The sequence below is a fragment of the Pseudomonas sp. NFPP02 genome, assembly GCF_900119355.1.
Lineage (GTDB): Bacteria > Pseudomonadota > Gammaproteobacteria > Pseudomonadales > Pseudomonadaceae > Aquipseudomonas > Aquipseudomonas paracarnis.
This window is the reverse complement of sequence record NZ_FPJI01000004.1, coordinates 247989-270783: the sequence shown is the minus strand read 5'-3', so window position 1 is coordinate 270783 and position 22795 is coordinate 247989. Positions and strand designations below refer to the sequence as shown.

The window sequence follows — 22795 nt, the reverse complement described above, 5'->3', positions numbered from 1 at the left end:
GGGTCTGGTATTGCATCACTTACATTTCCGTGAGGAGCTTTGCATGAATTACCACACATTGGGCCAGTCCGGGTTAAAGGTCAGCGCTCTGACCCTCGGCACCATGATGTTTGGCGAACAGACCAGCACCGAAGATTCGCTGCGCATCATCGACAAGGCCTGGGACCAGGGCATCAATTTCATCGACACGGCGGACCTGTATACAGGCGGGCGCTCCGAAGAAATCGTCGGTGAGGCGATCGCGCGCAACCGCCAGGATTGGGTGGTGGCCTCCAAGGTCGGCTTCGGCCCTACCGATGGCGTGCCCAACCGCAGCGGTTTGAGCCGCAAGCGTCTGTTCAACGCGCTGGACGCCAGCCTGGCACGCCTGGATACCGACTACCTGGACATCTACTACCTGCACCGCGAAGACCACGACACGCCGTTGGAGGTCACCGTGTCCGCCATGGGTGACCTGATCCGCCAGGGCAAGGTCCGCTATTGGGGCCTGTCCAACTACCGGGGTTGGCGCATCGCTGAAGTGATTCGCGTGGCCGAACGCCTGGGCGTCGATAAACCCATCATCAGCCAGCCGTTGTATAACATCGTCAATCGCCAGGCCGAGGCCGAGCAGATCACCGCTGCAGCGGCCTACGGCTTGGGAGTGGTGCCGTACAGTCCACTGGCCCGAGGGGTCCTCAGCGGCAAGTACGCACCGGATGTCACGCCCGAGCCCGGCAGCCGTGCCGCGCGCCAGGATAAACGCATCCTGGAAACCGAGTGGCGAATTGAATCACTGCGCATTGCCCAGCAGATCCAGCAATACACCCAAGGGCGTGGCGTGGGGATCGTCGAGTTCGCAATCGCCTGGGTGCTGAACAATGCGGCGGTAAGCTCGGCGATTGTCGGGCCACGGACCGAGGCGCAGTGGGACGCCTACACCGGGGCGCTGGCGGTGAAGATCAGCGCTGAAGACGAGGCGTTCATTGATTCGCTGGTCACGCCGGGGCATTCGTCCTCGCCCGGCTTCAACGATGTCGGGCATTTTGTATCCGGTCGATTGGCACGCCTGTAGACTACCCGCGCAATAATTGGCTTTCGCGAGGACAACGTGTCTAAAGGTGTGGTGTTATCGGTCTTGGCTTCGGTGTTGTTTGCCGTGATGTATTACTTCACATCACTGCTAACGCCCTTGAGTGGCCTGGAGATTTTCGGCTGGCGCATGTTGCTCACCGTGCCCTGCATGACGGTGTTCATGCTTGTCAGCGGCGAGTGGCGCCGGGTCTGGGAACTGCTGCGCATGCTCGCGGCCAAGCCACGGCTGATCGGCGGTGTGCTGGTGTCGTCGGCCTTGCTCGGCGTGCAGCTGTGGTTGTTCATGTGGGCGCCACTGAACGGGCGCAGCCTGGATGTGTCGGTCGGTTACTTCCTGCTGCCGCTGACCATGGTGCTCACCGGGCGCCTGGTGTGGGGCGAACAGCTTTCCTACCTGCAAAAGATCGCGGTTTTTTTTGCCGGGCTCGGTGTACTCAACGAGTTATACCAGGCCGGTGGGTTCTCCTGGGCGACGCTGGTGGTGATCATCGGTTACCCGCTGTACTTTATCGTGCGTAAATACCTCAAGACCGACCACCTGGGCGGCCTGTGGCTGGACATGGCGCTGATGCTGCCGGTGGCATGGTGGTTTGTGCAAAGCGGCGAACAGGGCTTCGCAGTGATGGATGCCCACCCCAATTTGTATGCGCTGATCCCGATACTGGGTCTGATCAGCGCTTCGGCGTTGGTGAGCTATATCATCGCCAGCCGGCTGCTTGCGTTCAGCCTGTTCGGGCTGCTCAGTTATGTCGAGCCAGTGCTGTTGCTGGTGGTGGCGCTGCTGCTGGGTGAAGGGATCAAGGCAGGCCAATGGCTGACCTACATCCCGATCTGGATCGCGGTCATGGTGCTGGTGTTCGAAGGGTTCAAGCATCTGGTGCGGCAGCGTAGGGTTTGACCGACGAACAGTCGACAAACTGCAACTGTGCTTGATGATGTTGAGTAGCCCCATCATCATCCAAGGTGGTGAACTGTAATTGCGGGCCGGATAGGTCGCCGCTAGGCAACTCAGGTATCGCAACCCGTGCAGTAGCATAAGGTGCAACCATCGGCGGATCTTCGCTGTGATGCTCCACACCACCGAGTGTCAAAACCACACCAGACAAGGTCACGTGATACGCCGTGGGGTTGAGCACCTCCAACCCCACGTCGTCCCCTCGGCTTAGGCACCATTGAAGCGCATGAACCACGTCCTGCACCTTTCCCGGCAATTGGGCGGGCCGGAGGAAAAGCTTGATCCGCGTACGAAAGGCAAATTGCAGGGCGTTGGTTTCATCGGATGCCTCAACGCTCGGTCTGATTGCCAGTACGTTCAGCCAGTACACCGACTCCCGGTCGGCCACCTGTTTTGGCGTTTGATCATGCATGATCCGCAAGGCGCGCCCGGTACCCGCGTTCATACGGGCGATGGGTGGCGTAATCGTGAACGGCACATCACTGTTCTCGGGGGCCGCCATCGCATCGCCATCATCGATCCACGCTTGCACTAGGCGCGGACCGTCAGCCTCATTGTGCAGATTGACCACCACCGTGCGCGCGGTAACCGGGTAGATGACACGCGTGCGGTCAATCACGATTTCGCCCTGCACGGCGATTGCCTGCAAGCTCATCAGCACGCCCAGGCCCCCGCGCCAAAGCGCGCTGCTCATCGGTAGCTCATTGTGAATGACGCCAACCCGTTCGCGCTGCCGGGACGGATCGAGGAGGCGGTCTGGATATAACGTGCGGTCAAAGGGATCTGGACAGTCGCATTGCCAGTACTGCCGACCAGCCACTGATTCGGGTTCCCAATCGTCGTGGAGTCAGCCCCGTAGCGCACCAGCGTGTTCCCCCGTAGTAATTGCAGAGCAACGCCACTGGCCATAGAGGTACGGGTCAAGGACAGTACGTCGCTGCGATTAGCCGGCACGGTCTGGTCTGTCACCGTCACAAATACGTCACGCGTTGCCCCGCCGATGCCACCCGCACATGACAGTGTGATATTGCGGGTCACGCTGCCGGCGAAGCTGCCCACGCCGCGAAAATCACGAGCAGCCACGGCCGGCATAGGCATGGCGACCGAAGGTGTTGAGACCCTGCAGGTGGGTTTTCGTGGCGCATTGATGGTGACGTTGGAGAAGTTCACTGCGTAATAGCCAGCGCCGGTGATGGGCGTGCCGGTGATCGTATACCTTGCAATGTTTCTGGCGGTGATCGTGCCACCCGTTATGGCGCCTGTGGCGACAAAATAAATTCGGGTATCAAGCCCAAGGACGATGGGCCTTGCTCTGGCATCTCCAACAATGAGTGTGACACCTGCCGTGTTGATGGCCATGAACGGCCGGTTCGGGTCCCTCGCCATCAGGGCAAACCCCACCCCAGGCACATTGGTGGCATACACTGGCATTGAAAGCCCGCTAGCGAAAAATGTCCGGCCCGTCGGCGTGCTATTGACCAGTGCCAGCCTGGCCTGTGCCCCTAAAGCAATTCGTGTGGTACACCGAAGCGCGGACGATGGAGGACTGTCGAAGCGATAGCCATTGGCGGACCCGACCACCTGCCCGATTTGCTGCCCGGCCGCAACCGTGATCGGGGGAATGGAAATATTCACCGCCGGGCCGGGGGCACAGGTGATCGCTTGAGCTTCCAGCGCCACCATCCATCCTCCCAGCACCACGCTGGCAAGTGAAAACCTAGTCATGAAAACAACACCTCTGTCATATCGAATAAGTCATGCGCCGCAACAGTCATCCATCGGCACTCACTCATAGCTGCCCCGCAACCTGGCGCCCTTGGCTTGCCACGCACACCCCCTGAAGGTAATCGGTAGTGGCCTGTCGTTGGCCCTCGGTGATTGGCGGCATGTGGTAGTAGATATCGCACTGCTCGGCGATTTTGCTGCCCCACTTGACGGTCAGACGACCTTCCTGCGGGATGTCTCGGACGAAGGCTTTACTGGCCTGCCCCACCACGCCTACCTCACGCCCTTGCGCATCAAATACCTGTGCTGCAAATGGCAGCGGGCTGCCATTCTCGTGGACGCCCTTGACCAGTACCGCCCGGCCACTGAGCGTGTCGAACTTGACCAGCGATACTGCGCCCGAGGTCGGTACGACGTTGCGCGTCGACTCCTGGAGCTCTACATCCATCGACATGCCTTCCGGATCGATTTCCACCGTATTATTCTGGAACGCCGTCAGATTGGGCACGACAGCGAACCCGCTGCTGTTGACCCGTGCACCGCTGCTCCCCCCGAGCCTGGCCCCTTCTGCACCTGGCACATGCACCAGCGCCGAGGCTTCGCCTAGGCTTTGCGAGAACGCGATACCTTCGGCATGAACGACCACCCCACCATCGGCGCCAAACGAAAGCTGCGAGCTATCGCGGCTCTGGCTATATCCGGCACGCAGTTGGGTGGCATCCGTGCGATAGCCGGCATAGGTGTTGAACTGGCCGGAGTGCGTGCTTTCACTGGTTGCGCGGCTGGCTGAAACACCGTAGTTGAGCGCGGTGTCCTCGCCCAGGAACCCGTTGATGCCCACCTGCTGCTGGCTGCCCCGTGTATCACCGGTGTCCCGGGAGAACGAAGTATTGATCGTCGGCGCTCGCGATTCGCCCCCCAGCGGCATCGACAGTGTGAGCATGTAGCGGTTATCGATACGTCCGGGTTGGCCGATACGCCCGAAAAACACATCGTCGCTGAGCTCGCTTTGGGTCAGTTGTCGCGTGTCCTGGACCCTGGAACGCTGTGCCGACAGGTTCCAGTTGACCTTGTTCCAGGTCGAGCCATAGCTGGCGGTGAATGAAACCTGGCGCCCTTCCTGTCCTCCCCAATAGTCGACGGAGCTGCCGTACAAGCTCAAGGTGCCGATACCCAACTGCTGGCTGACTGTCATGTCGAGCCGGCTTTTTTGCCGGGCATAGCTGTTGATGTCACCTGCCCGGCTCGCGATTTCGCGCACATTCAGTGCATCCTGCAGGTTCAGGTAACCCTCGGTGGAGAACCGATACGCACCCAGCGCAAAATGCGTACCCGAGGCCGGCAGGCTTTTGTTGTAACCCAGCCCCAGGCTTTGCCCGGACTGGCGCCCATGATCGGGCACCTCGGTATGGGAGGTGGCAGTGTCCAGAGAGAACGCACCGAAGGACGTATTCAACGCGATACCGAGCTTTCCCTGTTCATAGCCTTTGGAAACACTACCGCCACCGTAGACCGTCAGATCATCGGTCAAACCGTGCTGCAAAGTGCCTTGAAAGACGTTGGCGCCCTTCGCATCAACGCCCTTTTGCTGCACCTTACCCAAGGTGGCGCTGTACTTTGTCGCGTCGGCGCGCAATAACTGCGGGGCCACCGAGTACGGCACGACGAAGGTGTTCCGACGCCCGTCGACTTCGGTCACGCTGACGATCAAATCACCACCGTAGCCGGTGGCATGCAGGTCACTGATAACAAAGGGGCCGGGCGGCACCGTGGTCTCATAAATGGTGTAGCCGTTCTGGCTGACCGTGACCGTTGCATTACTGTCGGCCGTCCCCCGAACCTGCGGTGCGTAACCTTGCTGCGTCTGCGGGCGCATCCGGTCGTCGGTGGCCAGAGTGACGCCCCGCACGCGCACCCCGTCGACAATCTGTCCGTTGCTGAAGGTGTCTCCGAGGGTCAGTTGTGACTGCCAGGGGATGATGCTGCGCTGTACATAAGTGGACGTGTTCTGATAAGTCTCAAAGCCAGTGCGGTTGCTCCAGGCCTGGGCGCCCTGATGTCGCAAGCGCCATGCACCCAGGTTGATACCGGCATTGAGGCCCAGGTAAGTACGACCGTCACCTTCACCTGCGGTGACCGTATTGGTACTGAAGTTGTAATTGAGCAGCCCGGCGGCAATGCCCTCATCCAACAACTCGGGGTCAATGTAGCCGCGCATGGAACGCTTCATGTAGGCCTGCGGCACGCTGGCCGCCAACTCGAGTGCACCCGGATCGAACGTGCTGGATGCCATCGGAATCCACTGCCCCAGGTCGCCGCAGTACTGGCCGGCGGCGGCAGGGTTCGAGAGTTCGCGCCCATGGGCATCAGTATCGACTTTATCCATCGCGATACCGATTTTTTCCAATACTTCACGACTCAAGCACGGCTGCGCCCCGGTCTTTGCATGGGCCGCAACAAACTCCACCTCCCTGCGCCCCAGGGTCTGGCCGTTGACTACGATATCTACGCGGTATATGCCAGGGCTCATCTGGTTGCTGGTATTGAACCGTGACGTGTCAACCGATGACGCCAGGCCACTGGAGAATGCGTTCAGATCAAAGCTCAACTCAGACGCAAGCGCGACATCGCTGGCGATCACGGCCGCACTCATCAGACCGCCCAGCATTATCGTGCGATGCTGGAATGGCAAAATCGGGGCGCAGCGATGCACCCGTACTTGGATGTGACTAGGCATAGTTATGACTTCAGTGGACGCTGAGAAATGTACGTTTGCTTGCCATCAGCAACGTTTCGGGGCCGCGTTCAGCGGTGCAATACAGCAGGCTGCGCGGATGAAAAGCCGCCGAAATCGTTGATATAAGTGAAATCCACCCGCGCATCGGCGGGTATTACCTTCGCGGCTTTCGGCACCGGCATCTTCAACGTGCCTCCTGGCTCCACCATGCCCTCCGTCAGGGACAGTTTTTCCGCTTCGGGACCAGAGCCCATGAGCAGGACAATGTCGTTGAAGGTGACGTGATACGCCGAGGGGTTATGCACCTGTATCACGCTGCCTTGGGCGCCCCGTTCCACGGACCAGCGCAACAGCCCAGGCGCCTCCTCGGGTGTTCCAGATAACTGCGCCGGACGAAAAAACACTTTGGTGCGGATACGAAACGCGAACTTGAAGTGATTCCGCTGGCTGTCTTCAAGCGTGGGGTCAAACTCACTGGTAGCGCCAGGCACTTCAAGTACGTTCAACCAGAACAGCGACTCTCTATCCGTCGGCAGCGGTGCCTTGGTGTAGGACAGGCGCATGGACTGACTTTTGCCGGCGTCCAGGCGAAATACCGGAGGAGAAAGGACGAAAGGCACATCGCTCAGTGTCGGCGCTTCCTGCGCGTCACCCGCGTCCAGCCACGCCTGGACCAGGCGGGGCGCGTGTTTGTCATCATTGGTTACTCGCACGGTGACCTCACGTCGCGGCTCGGGGTAAATCTGTCGCGTACCGTCGATAACCACTCCCGCGTGTACCGTGTGCGATGCCATCCCCAAGGCCAGGCTCAGCGCGACCCGCACCACACGGCGACTCAAGATCATCAGTAAATCCTGCATCAGGTAATCCTTGAAAACGGTTGTCCTGCGCCCGACCACTGGGTCGAGCGAGGATCTCAGGCAACAAACGCAGTGGTCATCAGCCTGGCTGCATCAAGGAAAGGTAACCGAGTACTGCACGCTGCTGGTGACATTGCCCGCGCCTGCCGCTCCGCCGTTGGCGATGTAGCGTGCGTAAAACGGCAAGGTCGCCAGACCACTGGTAACGGTGGCAACGGTCGAGTTATTACCTGTGCGCAAGTCCATTGGCGTGTTGGAAGCCCCATCGAGAATTTGTACCTCTACCCGGGAGGCGGGTGTCGCCGTTGCCGTGTTACGCAGGTTGCCGGTTGCCGGGTTGATGCCAGGGCTGGTCGGTTCATAACGTACGGCGACCTTGGTACCGTCCGGGCACCCGCCCGAGCCGCCCACATACACAAAGTAGCGCTTGGCGCCTGCCGTATCGCCTGCTGCCTTGAGAGCCGAGGTTTGTACGCGGTCAAGCACTACCGGAAAGTTGGCGCCTGAGCCTGGCGAGGCCCCGGTACCGCCGCTGATGGTGCAGGTGGTGCCACTGACCGAGCCGGTGATCGTGATGGTACCGTCTGCCGCATGCGCGGAGCTGGCAGCGAAGCCGCACAAAGCGAGCACTGCAGCCGCCAGAGTTTGTTTTGTCATAATCAGTCTTTCCTCACAATTGGGGTTCGCGAAACGCAAGGTTGCGACACAGGAGAAGATCAGCTCTTGCGTCACTCCTGAGTGGAAGCCATGACGACGCCGTTCCCCTGCCCCGAGGATTTGTCTGTTACAAGATCGGTCGGACCTGTTTGGCAGGCAAAAAAAAGGCTCCGTACCTTTCGATACGGAGCCTGTGCTTGAAGCGCCGGAACAGCCTGCCCGGCCTCACATGGATCAGTCGGCGGTCAATACGCCACGACGCACCTGGTCGCGCTCGATCGACTCGAACAGTGCCTTGAAGTTGCCCTCGCCAAACCCATCGTCGCCTTTGCGCTGGATGAACTCGAAGAACACTGGGCCCATCAGGGTTTCCGAGAAGATCTGCAACAGAAGACGCTTGTCACCGGCAATCGACGAGCCGTCCAGCAGGATGCCGCGCGATTGCAACTGGTCCACTGGTTCACCGTGGTTCGGCAGGCGGCCTTCGAGCATTTCGTAATACGTGTCTGGCGGCGCCGTCATGAATCGCATGCCGATCTTCTTCAGCGCATCCCAGGTCTTGACCAGGTCGTCGGTGAGGAACGCGACGTGCTGGATACCCTCACCGTTGAACTGCATCAGGAACTCTTCGATCTGCCCGGCACCCTTGGACGACTCCTCGTTCAGCGGGATACGGATCTTGCCGTCCGGCGCGCTCATGGCCTTGGAGGTCAGGCCGGTGTACTCGCCCTTGATATCGAAATAACGCGCTTCGCGGAAGTTGAACAGCTTCTCGTAGAAGTTGGCCCAATAGATCATGCGCCCGCGATAGACGTTGTGGGTCAGGTGGTCGATGACCTTCAGGCCAGCGCCTACCGGGTTGCGATCAACCCCTTCGAGGTAGACGAAGTCGATGTCGTAGATCGAGTTGCCTTCGCCGAACCGGTCGATCAGGTACAACGGCGAACCGCCAATGCCTTTGATCGCCGGCAGGTTCAGCTCCATCGGGCCGGTGTCGATGTGGATCGGCTGGGCGCCCAGCTCCAGGGCACGTTTGTAGGCCTGTTGCGAGTCCTTGACGCGGAACGCCATGCCGCACACCGACGGGCCATGCTCGGCCGCGAAGTAAGAAGCGAGGCTATCGGGTTCGTTGTTGAGGATCAGGTTGATCTCGCCCTGGCGATACAGGTGCACGTTCTTGGAACGGTGGGTCGCCACTTTGGTGAAACCCATGATCTCGAAGATCGGCTCCAGGGTGCCTGGGGTGGGCGATGCAAATTCGATGAATTCAAAGCCCATCAGGCCCATTGGGTTGTCGAGTTGGTCGGTCATGTTCGGTGCCTCATCATTCTTGTGGGTAGCAATTGTTTAGTTGCAAGCAAGGATGAGGCTGGAGGGTGGCGCACAAGAAAGGCCTCGCACGCTGCGGGCGAGGAAGTCACCAAAGATGAGGGGGGAGCCAAGTAGCTTCATGGTGTCATCAGTCTCTGACGGCCGAGGCTTGCGTGAGCGCAAGTCCATATTCTTGTATGCGTAAACTGATTCTACACAGCGTAACCAGGTTTGTCCGTACTCTTATCAAATCCCCATTGCCCTGCCCCGCGCAAGGGGTTTGTTGCACAGGTAGATGCCCAACAGGATGACCGCGCCACCCGCCAGCATCGGCACCGTCAAGGCTTCGTCCAGCAGCAACGCGCCACATATCACCGCTGTCAGCGGGTTGAGGGCGATGAACACCCCGGAGCGGGTCGCGCCGATTCGCCGGATGCCGTCGTAGTAACCAATATAGGCCAGGGCCGAACCCAGCACACCCAGGTACAGCAGGCTGTACCACTGCGCCAGCTGCAGCGCGCTGAAACCTTGCAGCGTCAGCCGACCGGTGGCGAGGGTGGCAAGGGTCAACATCAGCGTACCCCACAGCACCGACCAAGTGACGGTTTGCACCGGCCCCAACGTCTGGTTGAGTTCCCGAGACAGCAGCGAATAGGCCCCCCAGGCCATTACGCAGCCCAGGATCAACAGGTCACCGATCCAAGCGTTGCGGGCCCCCTGCATGAGGTTGGGATTGCGGCTCACGATCACCACAGCCGCCCCCAGCAGGCACAGCCCGATACCCAGCCACTTGGCCCGGCCCAGGCGCTCCTTGAACAACAACCAGGACGCCAGGCCGATCACTGCCGGGTTCAATGCCACGATCAACGACGCCCGCGACGCATTGATGTAGTGAAGGCCATAGAAAAAACACAGATTGTAGAAAAAGATGCCGCATAGGCCCAGCAGTACCAGCCGCGCCATTTGCCCTGTAGTTGGGCGCGCCAGTGGGATGCGCGCGCAGGCCAGGAACAGCAGCAACGCGAGGCTGGCCAGGATAAACCGCAGGCAGGCCGCGAGCAGCGGGTCCACGTGATCGGCCAGAAAGCGCCCGGCGACGAAGGTCCCGCCCCAGATCATGGTGACAGCGGCCAGCTTCAGGTAAGTGAGGCCTTCGCGGGCATGCATAAGAATGTGCTCAACGTGAGAAAGGATGGGACTATTCTTTTACTAATGATCTGTCATCGTAAAACAAGGCTTTACTCATGACCCTGACCCAGCTGGAAATCTTCTCCCTGGTCGCCGAACTCCGAGGCTTCACCAGTGCGGCGCATCGCCTGGGCATCAGCCAATCGGCGGTGTCCCATGCGATCAAGGCCCTGGAGCAGGAACTGGGGGTAGAGTTGTTTCGCCGGCACCAGACCCTGGTGGAACTGAGCGATATCGGCGCGCAGTTACTTGGGCGCGCACGGGGCATGCTGGGCCTGGCCAACACCTTGCAGCAGGAAGCCGCCGATGCCCGCGGGATGAAGCGCGGGACATTGCGTATAGGGTCGTTCGGCCCCACCGCTTCGAACCGTTTGCTACCGACCATTCTCAGCCACTTTCGAAGGGACTATCCGGGTATCGAGGTGCATGTAGACGAAGGGCCGGACCGGCAGGTCATTCAATGGCTGGATCAGCGCCGGGTGGATGTGGGCTTCGTGGTACTGGAGCAGGAACGCTTCGACACCGTGGCCCTGCTCGAAGACCAACTGGTGGCGCTGATACCGGTCGGCCATGCCTTGGCGGCAAGCATGGCGGTACCTTTGAAAGCGTTGTGCGATGACCCGTTCATCCTGACCGAGGCAGGCTCAGCAGAGCTGGTCACGCGTTTGTTTGGTGACGCGCAGTTGCAACCTAAAGTGCGTTATCGCTGCACTCAGCTACTCACTACCCTGGAAGCTGTCAGCCGCGGCGACGGCCTGAGTATCGTGGCCCAGGGCTCACTGCCGGCCGATGCCGACCAGCGCTACGTTGCCCGCCCGTTGTCGCCGGGCGTACCGCGCCGCATAGGCCTGGCGGTGCTGGATCGCCGCCAGGCCTCTCCCGCAACCCTGGCGTTTATCGCACTGGCGCAAACGCTGTACCCTGATCCCGGGGCTCACCGGTAACTCAGGGTAAACGAGGCCAGGCCGTTGGCGGTCCCAGGCTTGATGGTCGACGCGGTCTGAACATAACGGGCGGTCAAGGGAATCGTCAGGGTGCCGTTGCCCGTGTTTGCGACCTGCCATTGGTTCGGGTTGCCCACGCCGGAGGAATCGGGCCCATAGCTTACCAACCGATCGCCACTGAGCAATTGCAGGGCGACGCCGCGGGCGTGCGAGTTGCGGGTCAAGGACAACTGGTTACTGCGGTTGCCGGGTTCCGTCTGGTCAGTCACGGTGATCCATACATCCAGGATGCCGCCGGTGCCGCCGGCACAGTCCAGGGTTATGTCGCGACTAACGCTGCCGGCGCTGCTGCCTACTCCCTTGAAATCACGGCTGGGCACCTGCCCCAGCGGCATTGCAAGCGACGGCGTGGTCACCCGGCAAGTTGGCTTTTGCGGCGGCAATATCACCGTATCGGCAAAGTTGACCGAGGCAGCGCCGGGGCTTTCGATATTGACATTGGTCAGCATATACCTGGCGACTGTGTTCCCAGGGATGGTGCCCGAGGTGATCGGGCCCGTCGCCACCAGATACACGCGCCCTTGCAGGCCCCAGCCATTGGGTTTGTTGTGCTTGGTGTCCAACAGCGTGACGCCGGTGTGGGTGATGACCTTCAAATGCTGGGACGGATCCCCGGCCATCATGACGAACCCGACGCCAGGGTAGCTGGTCGCATAGACGGGCAACGTCAGCCCATTTGCGTTGAACGTCATGCCGGTTGCCTGCGAATTGACCACGCTGAGGTTGGCCGACACCGGCTGCGACAATGGCCAGTCGGTATAGCGGCACCGCATGACAAAGCCATTGCCGGCGAAGTCATAGCCACTTGGGTAGCCAATCGCCTCGCCCACCTGCAGGTTGTCAGGCAGGGTGATGGGCGGGACGAACAGCGTCACCGGGGCTTGGGGGGTGCAGACGCCTGCATTGAAATGCGCCTGTGCGTCCATCGCGACTGCGCAAATACTCAAGCACACGCCAATCTGTAAAAACCTGAACATAAATTGCCGGACACCGTTCATATCGCCAAATCCTTCGTGTGCCCCAAAGACACTGTGTGCGTACGCGTCATGCCATGGTCATCCAGGGTGGTAAATCGCAGCGCGACCGTACCCTGCCCCCACGGCGCCGGGCCCTCCAGCACGATGCGGGCAACCGAGCGCGGCAACAGCATCGGCGGGGCCTCACTGTGGTACTCGACGCCATCCACGGTCAGCAATACGCTGGAAAGCGTCACATGAAAGGCACTGGGATTGCGCACCTGCAGGACCGGGCCGTCGCCCGCCAGGCGCCACTGCAACGTATCCACCGCCTGCTGCGCTTGGCCTGGCAACGCGTCCGGGCGCAGGAAGAGCTTGATCCGTGTGCGAAAGGCAAATTGCAGCTGGTTGCCGGTGTCGACAGACGGGCGGATCCCCAGCACATTCAGCCAGTACACCAACTCCTGAGGCACGGCCATGGCCTTGTCTTGGGTCGCGTGGTACATCACCCGCAATGCGCGGTGCTTGCCGGCATCCAGGCGCAGGATCGGCGGGGTCACCGTAAAGGGCACATCACTGGACTCGGGCGCGACCTGCGGGTCGCCCGCATCGATCCACACCTGGGCCAATCGCGGGCCGTCGGCCTCATTGTGCAGGTTGACCGTTACCCCAGCGGCGCTGGCCGGGTAAATGATGCGCGTGCGGTCAATGACGATTTCCCCATGGGCCAATACTGTCTGCACCGCCAGGGCCAGGCCAAGCAGCACGCGGAGCAATCGATGAGTCATCAACTGCGCTCCTCGTCCGCATCACCATGGTCGGCACATTGACTGACCAACTGGTCCGCGCTTTCCTGGCGTTGCTCGGGCCTGCGCGGCGGCAAACGGTAATGGATGAAGCACTGGTCAGCCGCCCCTGCATTCCAGCGCACCGTCAACCGCCCCTGGTCGGCAACCCCGCGCACAAAAGCCTTGCCAGCCTGGCCGATCACGCCGATTTCGACGCCGCGCTCGTCAAACACTTGCGCGGCAAATGGCAACGGCTTGCCACCCATATGAGTGGCCTTGATCACCACGGCACGGCCACTGACGGTCTCGAACCTGACCAGTGAGACGGCTCCCAGCGTCGGCACCACGGCGTGACTCGATTCCTTGAGTTCGACATCCATGGGCATGCCCTCGGGATCGATATCTACTTCATTGCGCTGATAAGCCCTGAGGGCTGGCAGCACAGCATAACCCTGCTTATCGATACGCGCCCCGCTGCTGCCGAGCCGGGCACCTTGTGCATCCGGCGCATACACCAGTGCCGAGGCTTCACCGAGGTTTTGCGCGAAAGTCACGCCACCCTCGTGGGCTATCAGCCCGCCATCGGCACTCATGGATAGTTGCGAACTGTCGCGGGCCTGGGCATAGCCGGCCCGCAGGCTTGCAGCCCGGCTGCGATAGCCCGCGTAGGCATTGAAGCTGGAGCCTTGCTGGTGGCCCGTGCCACGGCTGCCAGTCAGCCCGTAGCTGGCTTCACCGGTGTCACCCAGCAAACCATTGATTCCCACCTGATGCTGGCTGCCGCGTGAATCGCCAGCATCGTGCGACAGGCTGCTGCTCAGGGTTGGCGCACGCGTTCCTGCGCCCAATGGCATGGACAGTGTCAGAACCAGGTGATTATCCACGCGCCCGGCTTGCGCCGACCGGCCAAAAAAGATTTCGTCGCTGCGCTCGTGATCGTTCAATTGATGGGTTTCACTGACACGCGAACGCTGCGCCGAAAGGTTCCAGTTGAGTGACTTCCAATTAGCCGCATAACTGAGGGTGAAGGATGTCTGGCGCCCTTGGCGGCCCGCCCAGTAGTCGATGGAGCTGCCATACAGGCTCAGCGAGCCTGCGCCCAACTGCTGGCTGATTGTCAGGTCGAGGCGGCTTTTCTGCCTGGCGTAACTGTTGATACTCCCCCCTTGGCGGGCCAGTTCCCGCACATTGAGCGCATCAGGCAGGTTCAGGTACCCGGCCGTGGAGAAACGATAGGCGCCCAGCGCAAAGTGCGTTCCCGAGAACGGCAGGTTCTTGTTATAGGCCAGGCCCCAGCTTTGCCCGCCGACTACGCCCAGCCCCCGAACCTGAGTGCGCGAGTAGGTGCTGTCGAGGGAGAACGCGCCAATCGGAGTGCTCATCGCCAGGCCGGCCTTGGCCTGGCCGTAGCCTTGGGAAAGCGTACTGCCACCATAGGCGCTCAGACGATCGCCCAGGCCATGCTGCAGCGTACCCTGCAAGATCAGCGGGCTGGCATCGCTGACGCCGTATTGCTGCAACTGCCCCAAGGTCACACTGTAGTGGCTGGCACCGTCACGCAGCAGGTAAGGCACCACGGCGTAAGGCACCACGAAGCTGCTGCGCCGGCCGTCGACCTCGGTGACACTGACGTGCAGGTCGCCGCCATACCCGGTGGGGTACAGGTCATCGATGACAAACGGCCCCGGGGCCACTGTGGTTTCGTAAAGGGTGTAGCCGTTCTGGCGCACTGTCACCGTTGCATTGCTGTCGGCAATGCCTCGCACCTGAGGCGCATAGCCTTGTTGCGACTGGGCAAGCATGCGGTCATCGGTGGCCAGGGTGATGCCGCGTATACGCACACCGTCGAGGATCTGGCCACTGCTGAAGCTGTCACCGACGGTCAGTTGTGAACGCCAGGCGGCAAGGGACCGTTGCAGGTAGGTGGCGGTGTGTTGATAACGCGCCAGGCCGCTACCGGATGCCCATGCCTGCCCACCCTGATGGCGCAGCCGCCAGTCGCCCAGGTTGAGGCCGCCGTTTAGGCCCAGGTAGCCACGATCCTCACCGGCGCCCGCTGTCGCCGTCGCGGCACTGAAGTTGTAGTTGAGCAGCGCGGCGTCAATGCCATTGTCCCATTCAGACGGGTCAATGGAGCCGCGCGCGGAACGGTTGATATAGATCTGCGGGATGCTGACATCCAGGGTCAGGGTCTCGATATCGACGCGGCTGCTGGCCATGGGTATCCACTCGGCAAAATCCCGGCAGGCATGCTCGGTGTTATCCGTCGGCGCCTGCACAGAAACCCCCAGTTGGCCAAGCTCGGCAGCGTTCAGGCAAGGCTGGGCGTCGTCCTGTCCGGCAAGGGGGACGAAGGTGATCTCGCGGCGTCCCATCGATTGCCCGTTGAGCATCACATCTACGCGGTAGACACCTGGCGCCAACACGTTGCTGGTATTGAAGCGTGAGATATCTGCCGAAGAGGACAGCCCGCTGGCGAACGCCTCGATGTCAAACACCAGTGGCGCGGCTTCTGCCGACATCAATAAGGTACTGAGCAGGCCCAGCCACAGCAGTAAGTTGGGGTTGGCAAACAGCCAGGCCGTAAAGCGGTGAACGGGTATTTGCAATAAGGCATACATGATCAGAACTTCAGGGGAGCACGCTGCGGCACGGAGAATGCGCCGTAATCATTGATGTATTTGAAATGCACCTGGGCGTCGGCGGGTATTGCTTGTGCGACATCCTTGACGGGCAGCTTCAGGCTCCCGCCGGGGGGCACCATGCCCTCTCCCGCCGGTAACAGGCGAGCACCCGGGCCCGAGCCCATGGCCAAGGCAACCTCATTGAAGGTCACGTGATAAGCCGATGGGTTGTGCACTTCCAGTAGCGGTCCCTGGGCACTCCGGTGCAGGGTCCAGCGTAAGTGGGTGGGCGCCTCGTCCGCGGAGCCCGGCAATTGGGCCGGGCGGAAAAACACTTTGGTGCGGATACGAAAAGCGAACTGCAGGTGGTTCGAAGGGGCCTCTTGCGGGCTGCCCGGTGCCACGTTGACCTTGGGCGGTATCTCCAGGGCGTTGAGCCAGAACAACGATTCGCGGTCATCCGGCAGTGGGTCCTGGGTATACACCAGTCGCACTACCTGGCTTTTGCCCGCGTCCATGCGAAACACAGGCGGCGACAGGCTGAACGGCACGTCGCTGCCGGTGGGGTCTTGCGCCGGGTCGCCCTGGTCCAGCCACACCTGGACCAGGCGCGGCGCTCGCTGATCGTCATTGGTCAGGCGCAGCGTGATTTCTCGACGCTGCTGCGGATAGATGTGCCGCGTGCCGTCGATCACTACGCCGGCGTGAGCGGCGGACAGCAACCCGACACTGGTCAGCAGTGCGCTCAGCAGGGGGGTCACTAGCAATGTCCGGGCAAGCATTTCGTCTGTCCTTGCCTGGCGCACGGCCAGGCAACGGGGCCTCGATCAGGGGAACGTCACCGAATACAGCACTTGCGTACTGACCGGGCCTGGCGTAGCAGTGCCCGTGGCAATGTATTGGGCAGCAAAGGGCAGCGACACCTCGCCGCTTGCCGGGACTTTCGCGGGGCTGGAGTTCTGGCCCAGGCGCAAATCCATGGGCTGGTGGGTGACGCCATCCACAAGTTGCACCTCAACGAGGGTGGCAGGCGTCGGCTTGGCGGGTGCCTGGTTGACCAGGTTACCGGTCGCCGGATTGATCGCGGGGCTGCTGCTCTCATACATCACGGCGACGGTCGTATCCTTCGGGCAGGAACCGACATGGATGTAATAGGGTTTCGCCCCGGCAGTCTGGCCGGGCGCCTTGAGCGCGCTGGCCTGGACCTTGTTGAGTGGCACCGAAAAGTCCGGGCTGGTGCCGGGCGCAGAGCCCGTGCCACCACTGATGCTGCAAGTGGTGCCGGTGATTTCACCGGTCAAGGTGATCTTGCCGTCTGCGGCGACAACAGGCAGAGCGGCAACGCCGGTGACCGCCAGAAATACAACGGCCAATGCGATAGTTTTCATTACAGATACTTCCTCGTGAATGTCAGTGAAAGAGTTGCAAGCCATGACTCATCAATCGAAGGGCGAGACGCGGCCCTCCCGCCAAAATTGGGCTGAGCGGCTATGAAAGAGGCTGTAGGGATTAAGGGCTACCGAGTCTTACGTTTTGCAATGAAGTTTATGTTGCCAAGTTGAAGTGCCCGCCACAACTGACCGAACGGCTAGGTCAGTAGGCGTTAAACAAGTGAGCAGCCCCGTGCAATGCCATCTATCATCGGCAGAGTCCACTCTCTTTTTCACGATTGACTGCTCCCATGCCCCTGACCGTCAAAGGCCCACGAAGCCCAGCCGCACGCTATTTCATCAGCACCCTGTGCGGGCTGCTGCCCATTCTGTTGGGGGTGGTAATTCTTTACTGGCAAGCCGAACGCACGCTCGAGCAAAGCACAGCGCAAACCGCTCAAGAAGCGGTGCGCCAGTTCGACCTGATGCTGGACAATACCGCCATCGCTGCCCAAGCTTTGCTGCCGCTGGCCGGTAAACCTTGTGACAGCGTCGCCAAGTTGGCGCTACGTGAACAAGTCACGCGCCGGCCGTTTGTGCGGGCCACGACGCTGTCCTGGCAGAAAAACATCTATTGCAGTTCGTTGTTTGGCGGTCGCTACCAATCGCCCGTCAACCCGGACGACTATGTCGATGGGCGCCTGTGGTTGATGAATGGCAACCCCGTTACACCCGATACCGCGCTATTGGTGTATCGCCTGGTGGAAGGCGATCAAGGCGCGTTTGCCTCGGTTGACGGTTACCACCTCACCAACGCCTTGCGCCTGATCAGCCGTTACGCGCACTTGGTACTGCACGTCGGCCCGAACTGGCTGGGTGCCGACGGCAAGGTGCATCAAGGCGCGCTGCCGGTATTTGCCGTGGCGCCACAACGCCTGGCTTCCGAGCGCTATCAATACAGTGTCGAGGCCGGGATGCCCGAGGGTGAAGTCTGGCGCTACATGCAGGCGCGGTATCCGGCGCTGTTCAGCCTGGTGGTGTTCTTCGGGATATTGGCGGGGCTGCTCGCTCACTGGCTGCAAAAACGCTCGTCCGCGCCGACCCACGAGTTACAACGCGCCTTGGGAGCCAATGAGTTCATCCCGTATTTCCAACCGGTGGTACGGGGTGACACACGCCAATGGGCCGGCTGTGAGGTCCTGATGCGCTGGAAGCATCCCAAAGAAGGCCTGGTACGCCCGGACTTGTTTATTCCCCTGGCCGAAGACTCTGGCCTGATCGTGCCGATGACCCGTGCCCTGCTGCGCCAGACCGCCGTGCAATTGGCGCCCCATGCCGCACGCTTCAGCCCTGGCTTTCATATTGGCGTGAACATCACAGCGCGCCATTGCCAGGACATGGCGCTGGTGCAGGACTGTCGGGAATTCCTCGCCGCGTTCCCACCCGGCCAGGTCACCCTGGTGCTGGAGTTGACCGAGCGGGAACTGATCGAACCCACCGAGACCACCCGCCGCCTGTTCGAGGCGCTGCATCAAATGGGGGTCATGATCGCCATTGATGACTTCGGCACCGGCCACTCCAGCTTGGGCTATTTGCGCAATTTCAATGTCGACTACTTGAAGATCGATCAAAGCTTTGTCGCCATGATCGGTGCGGATGCGCTGTCGCGGCATATTCTAGACAGCATCATAGAGTTGTCGGTCAAGCTGGATCTAGGCATTGTTGCCGAAGGCGTAGAAACAGCCCAACAGTGTGAATACCTCGTTGCCCAGGGCGTGGATTTCCTACAGGGTTACCTGTTTGGTCGACCATTACCCTGCGATGAATTCATTAAATCGTTGGGTATCGTTGAATAGCCGCGTACCACCTACCATGAAAGATTGGTCTTTCTTTAAAAGACATGATTTACTCGAGATGAATTAACTACTACAATTTTTTCTGCCTGTGCAGAACTCGCAGAAGGGTCTTTTTCGTTGACGTGGCTTAACGTTCTTGGCTTATAGCTTTGTCTGCAGTTGATATCAGCAACTACATTATTGGAGTATATATTTTGTCCAGACTCGCCGAATTTCGCGCAGCAGAAAAAGCCCTTCAAGAGCAGCTTGCCCAGCTGGAATCCTTGAAGAACGACGCTGGCCTGAAGAAAGAAATCGAATTCGAAGAAAAGCTCAAGACGCTGATGGGCAAATACGACAAAAGCCTGCGCGATGTGATCGCCATCCTCGATCCAGCGCCACGCAAAGGCGGCGCACCGGCCGCCGCGGCGCCAAAACAGCGCCGCGCACGGGTGGTCAAGGTTTACCACAACCCGCACACCGGCGAGCTGATCGAGACCAAAGGTGGCAACCACCGCGGCCTCAAAGCCTGGAAAGAGCAGTACGGCGCCGCCACTGTAGACTCCTGGCTTCGTGGCTGAAACATGTACTAAAAAATAGCCCCGCATACGCGGGGCTTTTTTTGCTCTAACGGTTCGGAATCGAACTTAACTCAGGGTTCGTATTGTTCAAATTCGCTCAGCTTGAACCTGTCAAAGTTTCAGACTGTTGCGCACCAGACTGACTTCCTCCTTGCTCGCCTCGTACGCTTGCGCCTGGCCTGCGTATGAAAAAACATAGGCTTTGTCGACATCCAGCGCACCGACTAATGTTTGCGACAATACGTGTCGACCGTTCTCGGTAATCACACAGGTAGTTTCCAGCGCATCAAGACGACTCAATGTCGTGGGGTGCATTTTGCTGCACACGCTTTGATAACCACCACGGGCAAAGTCTTTCTGGATCGACTTGCGCATCTCCAGCAACACGCCGGGAAGATTAACTTTATGGCCGGCCTCAATCGGCGTTCCGGTCAACTCCATCACCATCAACGTGGCGCCATTTTCATCATTCTTGATCGCTCGCTGCCGGGACACTGCTTGGGGTTTGGCAAGGAGCTCGCCGTCAGGCACTACTTCCTCGACCTGCCAACCGCTGGGCCAATGGACTTCCGGCTCGGCGGCCAGCACAAACGGGCTGCCCAACAACACGCACACAGCACTCAACAGTGGCCTACGAAACTCGATCATTGCAATAACACCCAAGGTTCCAGCGGCAAAGTGTGCGGCCCGGCACGCGCTGACTGCAAGGGTTGGGCGCGCTTTTTCATTTGGCGCACCCGGTGCGGCTTGCGTATCATGGCCCGCCTGCATGGACGCAGGCCGCAAGCCAATGGACCGCTCATCTCACATTTTTTCTGGAGGGCCCATGAGCCTGCACGAATTGAACACCTTCCCGGGCGTCACTGCCCAACCCGACAGCGCCACGGCGAACTTTGTGTTCAACCACACCATGTTGCGGGTCAAGGACATCACCAAGTCGCTGGACTTCTACACGCGCATCCTGGGTTTCTCCCTGGTCGAGAAACGTGACTTCCCGGAAGCCGAATTCAGCCTGTACTTCCTGGCCCTGGTGGACAAGGCCCAGATCCCGGCCGACGCGGCCGAGCGCACTCAGTGGATGAAGTCGATTCCGGGCATTCTCGAACTGACCCACAACCACGGCACCGAAAACGATGCCGACTTTGCCTACCACAACGGCAACACCGACCCGCGTGGTTTTGGTCATATCTGCATCTCGGTGCCGGACATTGTCGCGGCGTGCGAACGTTTCGAAGCCTTGGGTTGCGACTTCCAGAAACGCCTGACGGATGGCCGTATGAAGAGCCTCGCGTTCATCAAAGACCCGGATGCTTATTGGGTGGAGATCATCCAGCCGGCGCCGATGTAATAAGCACTGCGTGACGGGGAGCGTCACCGGATGCATTCCCATGCGGAGCGTGGGAACGAGAATCCCGCGCCGGGCGTGGGAACGAGAAAAACCCCATGATCGCTCATGGGGTTTTTTATTTGCAGCCCAGGATTACGCCGGAGCAGAGGCGCGGATCAAGTGATCGAACGCGCTCAACGAAGCCTTGGCGCCCTCGCCTACTGCTATCACGATCTGCTTGTACGGCACAGTCGTTACGTCTCCGGCGGCGAACACGCCAGGCAGTGAAGTCTCGCCACGGGCATCGACAATGATCTCGCCACGCGGCGACAGCTCTACGCTGCCTTTGAGCCAGTCGGTGTTGGGCAGCAAGCCAATCTGCACAAAGATGCCTTCCAGGTCGATGGTCTTGAACTCACCAGTGTCGCGGTCCTTGTAGGCAAGGCCGGTGACTTTCTGGCCATCGCCTTTGACTTCACTGGTCAGCGCGCTGGTGATCACATCCACGTTCGGCAGGCTGTAGAGCTTGCGTTGCAACACGGCATCGGCGCGCAGCTTGCTGTCGAATTCAAGCAAGGTGACATGGCTGACGATACCGGCAAGGTCAATGGCCGCTTCTACGCCGGAGTTACCGCCGCCGATCACCGCCACACGCTTGCCCTTGAACAGCGGGCCATCGCAATGCGGGCAGAAGCATACGCCCTTGGCCTTGTATTCCTGCTCACCGGGCACACCCATCTCTCTCCAGCGCGCGCCTGTGGCCAGGATCACGGTCTTGGACTTGAGGGTCGCACCGCTTTCGAAGCGAATTTCGTGCAGCTCACCGGCATTTTTTGCCGGAATCAAGCTACTGGCGCGTTGCAGGTTCATGATGTCCACGTCGTACTGACGCACATGGGCTTCCAGTGCGCTGGCCAGTTTCGGCCCTTCGGTTTCCTGTACCGAGATAAAGTTCTCGATGGACATGGTGTCCAGCACCTGGCCACCAAAGCGTTCAGCCGCCACACCGGTACGAATACCTTTACGTGCCGCATAGATGGCAGCCGAAGACCCGGCCGGGCCACCGCCAACTACCAGGACGTCGAAGGCATCCTTGGCGCTGATTTTCTCCGCGGCTTTCTCGATACCGCTGGTGTCGAGCTTGGCGAGGATTTCTTCAAGGCCCATACGGCCTTGGCCAAAGTTGACCCCGTTCAAGTAGACACTCGGGACCGCCATGATCTGGCGCTCATCGACTTCAGCCTGGAACAGCGCGCCATCAATCGCAACGTGGCGGATGTTCGGGTTCAGCACGGCCATCAGGTTCAGCGCCTGAACCACGTCCGGGCAGTTCTGGCACGACAGCGAGAAGTAAGTCTCGAAGCTGAACTCGCCTTTGAGGGCGCGGATCTGTTCAATCACTTCGACACTGGCCTTCGACGGGTGGCCACCGACTTGCAGCAGGGCCAGCACCAGCGAAGTGAATTCATGGCCCATGGGGATACCGGCGAAACGCAGGCTGATCTCGGCACCCGGGCGGTTGATGGAAAACGATGGCTTGCGCGCATCATTGCCATCGGTGTTCAGAGTAATCAGCGTGGATAGGCTGGTTACGTCCTGCAAAAGAGCAAGCATTTCCTGGGATTTCGCACCGTCGTCGAGGGAGGCGACGATCTCGATCGGCTGGGTGACCCGTTCCAGGTATGACTTCAACTGAGCTTTAAGATTGGCGTCCAACATACGGGCGATTTCCTGTTCATTCGGTTTATTGCAGACAAAAAAACGCCCGAGCGAATCTCGCCCGGGCGTTTTGAGGGCGGATGC

At 60.2% G+C, this 22795-nt stretch carries 20 protein-coding genes; 6 read left to right on the top strand and 14 right to left on the bottom strand.

All coding sequences use genetic code 11. The annotated features are described in order from the left end of the window. The first annotated feature begins 43 nt into the window (after nucleotides 1-43). Nucleotides 44-1054 (top strand): aldo/keto reductase, encoded by a 1011-nt coding sequence (locus tag BT204_RS09480; RefSeq protein ID WP_072446592.1) that lies wholly within the window; start codon nucleotides 44-46, stop codon nucleotides 1052-1054. 36 nt (nucleotides 1055-1090) lie between these two features. Then, nucleotides 1091-1972 (top strand): EamA family transporter RarD, encoded by an 882-nt coding sequence (rarD, locus tag BT204_RS09475; protein ID WP_034127481.1) that lies wholly within the window; start codon nucleotides 1091-1093, stop codon nucleotides 1970-1972. Here rarD and BT204_RS09470 read toward each other — a convergent pair. From BT204_RS09470 to BT204_RS09440, 7 genes are all read right to left on the bottom strand, one after another. Next, nucleotides 1941-2723 carry a fimbrial biogenesis chaperone gene (locus tag BT204_RS09470; RefSeq protein WP_052199965.1) on the bottom strand — a complete coding sequence of 261 codons (783 nt, stop codon included), beginning with the start codon at nucleotides 2721-2723 and terminating at the stop codon, nucleotides 1941-1943. The two genes, rarD and BT204_RS09470, sit on opposite strands and share 32 nt — an antisense overlap. Further along, on the bottom strand, nucleotides 2720-3754 hold the full coding sequence (locus BT204_RS09465) for a fimbrial protein (protein ID WP_080757688.1): 1035 nt from the start codon (nucleotides 3752-3754) through the stop codon (nucleotides 2720-2722). Before BT204_RS09465 ends, BT204_RS09470 begins: the two co-directional genes overlap by 4 nt. A gap of 64 nt (nucleotides 3755-3818) precedes the next feature. Next, nucleotides 3819-6491 (bottom strand): fimbria/pilus outer membrane usher protein, encoded by a 2673-nt coding sequence (locus tag BT204_RS09460; protein ID WP_060764754.1) that lies wholly within the window; start codon nucleotides 6489-6491, stop codon nucleotides 3819-3821. Nucleotides 6492-6559: 68 nt separating this feature from the next. After that, nucleotides 6560-7351 (bottom strand): fimbrial biogenesis chaperone, encoded by a 792-nt coding sequence (locus tag BT204_RS09455; protein WP_239695914.1) that lies wholly within the window; start codon nucleotides 7349-7351, stop codon nucleotides 6560-6562. A gap of 93 nt (nucleotides 7352-7444) precedes the next feature. After that, nucleotides 7445-8008, bottom strand: coding sequence for a fimbrial protein (locus BT204_RS09450; protein WP_034127482.1), 564 nt, complete (start codon nucleotides 8006-8008; stop codon nucleotides 7445-7447). A gap of 234 nt (nucleotides 8009-8242) precedes the next feature. Continuing rightward, entirely contained in the window at nucleotides 8243-9319 is a 1077-nt protein-coding gene (gene hppD, locus BT204_RS09445; protein ID WP_034127483.1) for a 4-hydroxyphenylpyruvate dioxygenase, read from the bottom strand. A gap of 246 nt (nucleotides 9320-9565) precedes the next feature. Beyond that, nucleotides 9566-10486, bottom strand: a complete 921-nt coding sequence (locus tag BT204_RS09440) for a DMT family transporter (RefSeq protein ID WP_072446589.1) — start codon at nucleotides 10484-10486, stop codon at nucleotides 9566-9568. Between the two features lie 77 nt (nucleotides 10487-10563). Between BT204_RS09440 and BT204_RS09435 the strand changes: the two genes are divergently transcribed. After that, nucleotides 10564-11451 carry a LysR family transcriptional regulator gene (locus BT204_RS09435; RefSeq protein ID WP_054919063.1) on the top strand — a complete coding sequence of 296 codons (888 nt, stop codon included), beginning with the start codon at nucleotides 10564-10566 and terminating at the stop codon, nucleotides 11449-11451. Here the strand turns inward: BT204_RS09435 and BT204_RS27310 are convergent. Genes BT204_RS27310 through BT204_RS09410 form a run of 5 tightly spaced genes read right to left on the bottom strand, consistent with a single transcriptional unit; the run spans nucleotide 11442 to nucleotide 17267 of the window. Continuing rightward, the gene (locus BT204_RS27310) at nucleotides 11442-12488 is read right to left on the bottom strand and encodes a fimbrial protein (protein ID WP_139271495.1); all 1047 of its coding nucleotides are present in this window, start codon (nucleotides 12486-12488) and stop codon (nucleotides 11442-11444) included. The two genes, BT204_RS09435 and BT204_RS27310, sit on opposite strands and share 10 nt — an antisense overlap. Before the next feature lie 17 nt (nucleotides 12489-12505). Then, nucleotides 12506-13255: a fimbrial biogenesis chaperone gene (locus BT204_RS09425; RefSeq protein ID WP_054919065.1), complete on the bottom strand. Its 750-nt coding sequence runs from the start codon at nucleotides 13253-13255 to the stop codon at nucleotides 12506-12508. Further along, a complete protein-coding gene (locus BT204_RS09420; RefSeq protein ID WP_072446587.1) occupies nucleotides 13255-15876 on the bottom strand; it encodes a fimbria/pilus outer membrane usher protein in 2622 nt (873 codons plus the stop codon). The genes BT204_RS09425 and BT204_RS09420 overlap by 1 nt, the downstream gene beginning before the upstream one ends. A gap of 2 nt (nucleotides 15877-15878) precedes the next feature. Next, nucleotides 15879-16661: a fimbrial biogenesis chaperone gene (locus tag BT204_RS09415; protein WP_034127487.1), complete on the bottom strand. Its 783-nt coding sequence runs from the start codon at nucleotides 16659-16661 to the stop codon at nucleotides 15879-15881. A 45-nt stretch (nucleotides 16662-16706) separates the two neighbouring features. After that, complete coding sequence (locus tag BT204_RS09410) at nucleotides 16707-17267, bottom strand: fimbrial protein (RefSeq protein ID WP_054898434.1); 561 nt, start codon at nucleotides 17265-17267, stop codon at nucleotides 16707-16709. Nucleotides 17268-17560: 293 nt separating this feature from the next. On the opposite strand from BT204_RS09410, the gene BT204_RS09405 reads away from it, so the two are divergent. Together BT204_RS09405 and BT204_RS09400 are read left to right on the top strand one after the other, a co-directional pair. Further along, the gene (locus tag BT204_RS09405) at nucleotides 17561-19105 is read left to right on the top strand and encodes an EAL domain-containing protein (RefSeq protein ID WP_072446585.1); all 1545 of its coding nucleotides are present in this window, start codon (nucleotides 17561-17563) and stop codon (nucleotides 19103-19105) included. A gap of 194 nt (nucleotides 19106-19299) precedes the next feature. Then, on the top strand, nucleotides 19300-19665 hold the full coding sequence (locus BT204_RS09400) for a histone-like nucleoid-structuring protein, MvaT/MvaU family (protein ID WP_014718508.1): 366 nt from the start codon (nucleotides 19300-19302) through the stop codon (nucleotides 19663-19665). 111 nt (nucleotides 19666-19776) lie between these two features. On the opposite strand, the gene BT204_RS09395 is transcribed toward BT204_RS09400, so the two are convergent. Beyond that, complete coding sequence (locus tag BT204_RS09395) at nucleotides 19777-20313, bottom strand: DUF4946 domain-containing protein (protein WP_054919069.1); 537 nt, start codon at nucleotides 20311-20313, stop codon at nucleotides 19777-19779. A gap of 178 nt (nucleotides 20314-20491) precedes the next feature. Here BT204_RS09395 and gloA point away from each other — a divergent pair, with 178 nt between their 5' ends. Further along, nucleotides 20492-21013 (top strand): lactoylglutathione lyase, encoded by a 522-nt coding sequence (gloA, locus tag BT204_RS09390; protein ID WP_054919070.1) that lies wholly within the window; start codon nucleotides 20492-20494, stop codon nucleotides 21011-21013. Nucleotides 21014-21145: 132 nt separating this feature from the next. Here gloA and ahpF read toward each other — a convergent pair whose 3' ends face one another. Further along, on the bottom strand, nucleotides 21146-22711 hold the full coding sequence (gene ahpF, locus BT204_RS09385; RefSeq protein ID WP_072446583.1) for an alkyl hydroperoxide reductase subunit F: 1566 nt from the start codon (nucleotides 22709-22711) through the stop codon (nucleotides 21146-21148). Nucleotides 22712-22795 lie beyond the last annotated feature (84 nt).